This window comes from Kineosporia sp. A_224, from assembly GCF_002198655.1.
Lineage (GTDB): Bacteria > Actinomycetota > Actinomycetes > Actinomycetales > Kineosporiaceae > R-H-3.
This window is the reverse complement of sequence record NZ_MWLN01000180.1, coordinates 1-6,585: the sequence shown is the minus strand read 5'-3', so window position 1 is coordinate 6,585 and position 6,585 is coordinate 1. Positions and strand designations below refer to the sequence as shown.

Below are 6,585 nucleotides of genomic sequence, written 5' to 3'. Positions count from 1 at the left end.
TCGCCGGAGCCGCCCTCCCCGGTACCGCCCGAGCCGCTCGAGCCGCCGTCGCCGGTGCCGCCGACCCCTGCACCGGTCCCCGGGCCGGTCGGGCCGGGTCCGGACGTCCCGCCGGTCCCGCCGTCCTGACGACGGCCCGGAATGCCGCTTTCTGCCGAATCTCCGCCATTCTTCCGATGCCGTGATCGGTGAGCCGGGGCGCACGATGGAGCGTCTCAGGTCAGAATGGAGACGCAGTGTCGTCATTCGATGACACTGCGTGCCGTGCGGGGGAAGCCGGTGGTCACCGGCAGCACGGAGACCGGAGGGAGGGGGCGGCTTGCGCGCCGACCGTGGGGCCACGGGCCTGGAGTACGGCCTGCTCGTCGCGGGCATCGCGATGGCGGCGATCGTCGGCGTCTCGACGGTCGGCGGGGTCGTCGCGGAGTCGCTCGGCTGCTTCCAGGTGCAGCTCGCCGACCGGGCGACCTCCGGCTCCTGCGGGGGCGGCGGGAGCGGTAACGGCGGCGGAGCCGCCACCCCGAGTCCGACGACGACGACCGGTGCGTCCGACGGCGGGTCCACCGGGTCCACGTCCGGTCCGGGCGGCGGCCCGGGGCCGACCCCGACCCCGTCCGAGACCGTGACCACGACGCCCACCCCCACACCGACCGACACCCTGTCGCCCTGACCCGGACGCGGCGAGGGCCGCCCCGCAGGTGCGGGACGGCCCTCGTCGGACGGGCTGCTGTCAGGTGCCGGTCAGGAGGCGAACCAGGCGTCGACCTTGGCCTGGTTGTCGGCGATCCACTTCTTCGCGGCGTCCTCGGGCGACATCTTGTCGACCGCGATGTACTTCGCCACGACGTTCTGGTCGTCGTTCGTCCACTGGAACTTCTTGACGAAGTCGTAGCCCGGGCTGCCCGACGTCGCGAACTTCGCGCTCGCGATCTTGTCGAGGTTGTAGACCGGGTAGTCGCACGCGACCGTCTTCGGGTCGGCGTCGCAGCCGGCGGTGTACTCCGGGAGCTTGACGTTGACGAGCGGCACCTCGGAGAGGAACCACTGCGGCGAGTAGAAGTAGCCGATGGCCGGCTTCTTCTCCTTCTCCGCCTGGCGGAACGACGTGATGAGCGCCGCCTCGCTGCCGGTGTAGACGACCTTGAAGTTGAGGCCCAGGTTCTTGATGAGCGGGCCGTCGATCGTCACGAAGCCGGGGTCGCCGTCCAGGAACTGCCCCTTGCCGCCGGACTCCGACGTCTTGAACAGGTCGGCGTACTTGTTGAGGTTCTTGGAGTCGGTGATGTCCGGGTACTTCTCGGCCATCCACGGCACGACGAACCAGCCGATCTTGCCCTCACGGCCGGTCGGACCGACCTCGACGGCGACCTTCTGCTCCTCGATGTACTTCTTCTTGAGGTCCTCGTGGCCCCAGTTCTCGAGGATGACGTCGACCTCGCCGGTGCCGAAGCCCTGCCACGAGACCTGCTCGTCGAGGTTCTTCTTGACAACGGTGCAGCCGAGCTTGCTCTGGAGCAGCTCCGCGACGACCGCCGCGTCGGCCTCGTACCCGACCCAGGGGTTGATGGCGATGTTCACCGTGCCGCAGGCCGCGGCCGTGCCGGACCCGCCGGCTGCCGGTGCCGCCGACGACGTCGTGTCCTCGCCCACCTTGGCCCCGCCGCAGGCGGCGAGCGCGAGCGCGAACGTCGCGACGAGCGCGACGCGGGCGGTCCGCCGCACCCCGCGGGGGCTACCGATTCGAGTCAATTCCATCCTCCTCGTCACGACCGCCCTGGTGGCGGCCGGTCCTTGGTCGGTCGGCGCCGGGGGCGGCGCCGTCCGTTCGTGCTCGCTCAGCGCCTCTTCGCGCCCCCGGTGCGGCCGGACGCCGCCTGGGTGACCCGGTCGAGCATCACGCCGAGCATGACGATCGCCAGACCGGCCGCGAGGCCCTTGCCGAAGTACGTGCTCTGCCGGAAGCCGGCCACGACGTCGTAACCGAGGGCGCCGGCGCCGATGAGGCCACCGATCACCACCATCGAGAGCACGTAGATGAGGCCCTGGTTCGTCGCGAGCACGAGCGCCTCGCGGGCCATCGGCAACTGCACCTTGCGGATCATCTGCAGCGTGCTCGTCCCGGCCGAGAGCGCCGCCTCGACGGTCGTCGCGGACACGTTGCGGATGCCGTCCGCGACGAGCTTGATGGCGATCGGCGCGGAGTAGACGACGGCCGCGACGATCGCCGTGAACCGGGTCGCCCCGAAGAGCGCGACGAAGGGGATGAGGTAGACGAACGACGGCATGACCTGGGCGGCGTCGAGGACCGGCCGGATCGCCCGGTCGGCACCCCGGCTGCGGCCCATCCAGACCCCGACGAGGACCCCGATGAGCACGGTGAGCACCGTCGCGACGAGGACCGCGGCGAGCGTCGTCATCGTGTCCGACCACAGGCCGGTGCCGATGACGACGGCGAGGCACACGGCCGTGGTCACGGCGGCGCGCACGTTGCCGATGACCAGGCTGAGCACGACGGCCACCGCGACGACGACGAACCACGGCGACTCGACGAGGAGGTGCTCGACCGGGTCGAGGAACCACGCCGTCGAGACGTCCTTCCAGGTCTGGGTGAAGAACGTGAGGTTGGACTGCGCCCAGTCCTTGACCGCGTCAGCAGCGCCGGCGATGTCGTCGCCGATGTAGCCGAGCGACGTCCCCTCGGGCGTCGGGAAGACCGCGTAGTTGGCGAACGTGTACGACAGGTAGACGCACACGAGGGTGGCGACGGCGCCGGCGCCGAGCAGGTACGGCCGGCGGGCGATCGCCTGCGGGGTCATGAGCCGCGCGACCTCGACCCGCTCGCTCATCGCCGTCGTCACGCGGTCGAGGACGATCGCCATGAGGACGATCGACATGCCCGCGTTGAACGCCGTCCCGACGTCGAGCGTCTGCAGCGCCTTGAGGACGTTCTGCCCCAGGCCGGGCGCGTCGATGAGGGCGGCGATCGTCACCATCGACAGCGCGGCCATGATCGTCTGGTTGATGCCGAGGACGATCGTGCGCCGGGCGACCGGGAGCAGGACGCGGAAAAGGGTCTGCCGGGGCGTCGACCCGAGCGCGACGCTCGCCTCGACGGTCGCGGGGGCGACCGAGCGGATGCCGTGCGCGGTGATCCGGATCGCCGGCGGCGCGGCGTAGATGAGCGTCGCGATGACCGCGGAGGCCGGCCCGATGAGGAAGAAGAGCGTCAGCGGTGCGAGGTAGACGAAGGTCGGCATCGTCTGCATGAAGTCGAGCACCGGCGTGAGGACCCGGTTCACCCGGTCGGACAGCCCGGCCCAGACCCCGAGCGGGATGCCGATGAGCAGCGACACGAGCACCGCGGCGAGGGTGAGCGCGAGGGTGTCCATGGCCTGGGTCCACAGGCCCTGCAGCCCGAAGAAGACGAACACCGCCCCGGCGAGCAGGCTGACCCGGCCGTTGCCGAGGGCCCACGCGACGAACATGACGACGGCGACGACGCCGAGCCAGCCGAGCAGCGGCACGGGGCGGCCGAACGCGGGCTGGGCGATGAGCCCGGAGATCGCGTTCGTCAGGGCGTCGATGACGAGCCGGATCTCGTTGAAGACGTAGAGGAACAGCGGGTTCGAGTTGCGCCCGGCGTCGATCGAGTCCCGGACGTCGTTGATGCGCAGGTGCAGGTCGGTCGTCGACGCCGTGTCGAGGGTCAGCGTGAACCGGTTGCGCAGCAGGGCCCAGAGCACGACCCACACGGCGATGACGCCTGCGACGACGGCCCCGCGGTGCGCCGCCCAGACCGGGCCGGTCGGGGTCGCGGCCGGCGGGGCGGCCGGCGGGCGGGTCGTCTTCGCGGCCTCGAGCACAGCCATGTCAGCTGCCCTCCGTCACCGCGGCGATGACGCCGAGGATCTCCTCGTTCCCGACGACCCCGAGGAGCTCGCCGTTCTCCATGACCCGGATCGGCTTGTCCGAGTCGAGGACGACCCGGGTCGCCTCGTGGACGAGGACGTCCCGGCTGAGCACCGGGCCGTCGAGCGGGTCGTCGGGGCGCGGCGGGCGCATGATCCAGCGCAGGGTCAGCACGTGGGAGCGGTTGACGTCGCTGACGAAGTCACGCACGTAGTCGTCCGCCGGGGCGCCGACGAGCTCGTCCCCGGTGCCCGTCTGGATCATCTTGCCGTCTCGCATGATGAGGATCCGGTCGCCGAGCTTGAGCGCCTCGGAGAGGTCGTGCGTGATGAAGACCATCGTCTTGCCGACCTCGTGGTGCAGCCGGATGACCTCGTTCTGCATGTCCCGCCGGATCAGCGGGTCGAGCGCCGAGAACGGCTCGTCGAAGAACAGGACGTCCGGGTCCCCGGCGAGCGCGCGCGCCAGGCCCACGCGCTGCTGCATGCCGCCGGAGAGCTGGTCGGGGTAGGACTTCTCGTAGCCGAGCAGGCCGACGAGCTCGATGACCTCCATCGCCTTCTTCGTGCGCTCCGTCTTGCCCATGCCGCGGATCTCGAGGCCGTAGGCCACGTTCTCGACGACGCGCCGGTGCGGCAGGAGGCCGAAGTGCTGGAACACCATGGAGAACTTGAGCCGGCGCAGCTCGCGCAGCCGGGCGGCGTCCGCGGCGAGCAGGTCCTCGCCCTCGAACGTGAGCGTTCCCGATGTCGGCTCGATGAGCCGGTTGAGGCAGCGCACGAGCGTCGACTTGCCGGAGCCGGACAGGCCCATGACGACGAAGACCTCGCCGGGGGCGATGTCGAAGCTCACGTCACGGACGGCGGCGGTGCAGCCCGTCCGGTCCATGAGCTCGCGGCGGCCGAGCGCGGACAGCTCCTCGGACTTCGGGACGGCCTCGGCCTTGGGACCGAAGACTTTCCACAGGTCGCGGACCGAGATGACGGGCGACAGGTCACCGGGCATCGAAGGGCCTCCTCGTCGTCGGCGCTCGCACGCCGGTCACAGCGGTCGGGTCTGACCGGGTAACACCTTCGCCTGTTGCGTATGACGCATCGCAGTGCTTGTAGGGGAACAGGATTGTGCGCTCGTGCGCCCAACGTCAAGACTCTGGCGCCCCTGCGCGACGGGTTGCCGCGAGAACGTGACCTTGGGTTCACATGGCAGCGGCACGCGCAGCCCCGAGGGACGCTCCGTGACGAACCGTGCGGAGCAGAACCTATCGGTCAGGCGCCCGTGGCGTGCTGGAGGCCGTGCCAGCCGAGCCGGTGCGAGACCTCCCGCGCGGCCGCGACCACCTTCGCCGCGACGTCCGGGATCCGCTCGGCCGGGAGCCGGAACGTCGGGCCGGACGCACTGAGCGACGCCACGACGGTGCCGGAGGACCCGGTGATCGGAGCGGCGATCGCGGTCAGGCCCATCTCCAGCTCGTCGACCGCGACCGACCAGCCGCGGGCCCGGACCTCCACGAGCTCGGCCTCGACGGCCGAGGGGTCGGTCACGGTGCCGGCGGTGAACCGGGGCAGCGGCGAGCCGAGCTCGGCGAGCAGGGCCGGCGGGCCGAACGCGAGCAGGATCTTGCCGTTGCTCGTCGCGTGCAGCGGGATCCGCTGGCCGGCCCAGTTGTGCAGCGCGAGCGACGACGGACCCTGCACCTGGTCGAGGTAGAGCGCCTCGCGCCCGGAGAGCACCGCGACGTTGACCGTCTCGCCGACGACCTGGGCGAGCCTGGCGGTGACGGGCCGGGACTCCTGGACGAGGTCGAGCCGCACCGTCGTCGCCCCCGCGAGCCGGAGGACGCCGACCCCCAGTCGGAACTTGCCCCGGTCGCTGACCTGCTCGACGAGGTCGTGCGCCTCGAGGGTCGACACGAGCCGGAAGGCCGTCGACTTGTGGACGCCGAGCTCCGCGGACAGCTCAGTGACCCCCATCTCGCCGTTCGAGGCGAGCAGCGAGAGCACCGTGAGAGCACGGTCCACGGACTGCACCGGGCCCGTCGCGCCCTCCATGGCGTTGCTCATGGCGGAACAGTAAGCGCAATACGCACCGGACGTCAGCCCGAACCGCCCCGGGCGGCTGCCCAGCAGCACCGTCGCGAGCACGAGCGCCGCGACGACGGCCGCCCGCGCGACGGCGAGCAGGGCGACGGCGAACCCGGGGGCACGCCGTCGCCGCTGCATCGCCTCACGGTAGGTCCGGCACCGCCGGACCTGCCGTCACTCCCCCGTCAGGGCGTCGTCTTCTCGCACTCGAGGAACACCGTGACGCCCGTGTCCCCCGCGCACTCGTCGGTCGCCGGCCCGCCGTCCAGCGTGTCGTCGCCGAGGCCGCCGCCGAGCTTGTCGGAGCCGGCCTCCCCGTTGAGGACGTCGTTGCCGTCGCTGCCCTGGACCTTGTCGGCCCCGTCGCCGCCGTAGACGCGGTCGTCGCCGCCCTCGCCGTACAGGACGTCGTCCCCGGCCTCGCCGTAGACGAAGTCGTTGCCCGGACCGGCGCAGATCGTGTCGATGCCGCCGCCGCCGCGGACGGTGTCGTTGCCGCCGAGCGACCAGATGACGTCGTTGCCGACGGTGCCCATGAGGTCGTCGTCGTCCGGCGTGCCGACGAGTGCGCGGGGGACACGGGCGTCACGGTGTT

6 protein-coding genes are annotated in these 6,585 nt (G+C 71.3%); 1 reads left to right on the top strand and 5 read right to left on the bottom strand.

Going from position 1 to position 6,585, the window contains the following annotated elements; genetic code table 11:
* Positions 1-319: 319 nt before the first annotated feature.
* Complete coding sequence (locus EDJALFJO_RS18485; RefSeq protein WP_088287793.1) at positions 320-670, top strand: hypothetical protein; 351 nt, start codon at positions 320-322, stop codon at positions 668-670.
* Between the two features lie 71 nt (positions 671-741).
* Here EDJALFJO_RS18485 and EDJALFJO_RS18480 read toward each other — a convergent pair whose 3' ends face one another.
* The 5 genes from EDJALFJO_RS18480 to EDJALFJO_RS18460 all read right to left on the bottom strand — a co-directional run.
* Positions 742-1,755 carry an ABC transporter substrate-binding protein gene (locus EDJALFJO_RS18480; protein ID WP_088287792.1) on the bottom strand — a complete coding sequence of 338 codons (1,014 nt, stop codon included), beginning with the start codon at positions 1,753-1,755 and terminating at the stop codon, positions 742-744.
* Between the two features lie 80 nt (positions 1,756-1,835).
* Positions 1,836-3,869: a proline/glycine betaine ABC transporter permease gene (locus EDJALFJO_RS18475; RefSeq protein ID WP_088287791.1), complete on the bottom strand. Its 2,034-nt coding sequence runs from the start codon at positions 3,867-3,869 to the stop codon at positions 1,836-1,838.
* A gap of 1 nt (position 3,870) precedes the next feature.
* Entirely contained in the window at positions 3,871-4,914 is a 1,044-nt protein-coding gene (locus tag EDJALFJO_RS18470; RefSeq protein ID WP_088287790.1) for a glycine betaine/L-proline ABC transporter ATP-binding protein, read from the bottom strand.
* Between the two features lie 260 nt (positions 4,915-5,174).
* Entirely contained in the window at positions 5,175-6,128 is a 954-nt protein-coding gene (locus EDJALFJO_RS18465; RefSeq protein ID WP_233149936.1) for an IclR family transcriptional regulator, read from the bottom strand.
* Positions 6,129-6,175: 47 nt separating this feature from the next.
* Positions 6,176-6,585, bottom strand: a 410-nt coding sequence (locus EDJALFJO_RS18460) for a calcium-binding protein (RefSeq protein ID WP_088287789.1), incomplete at its 5' end; no start/stop codon positions are given.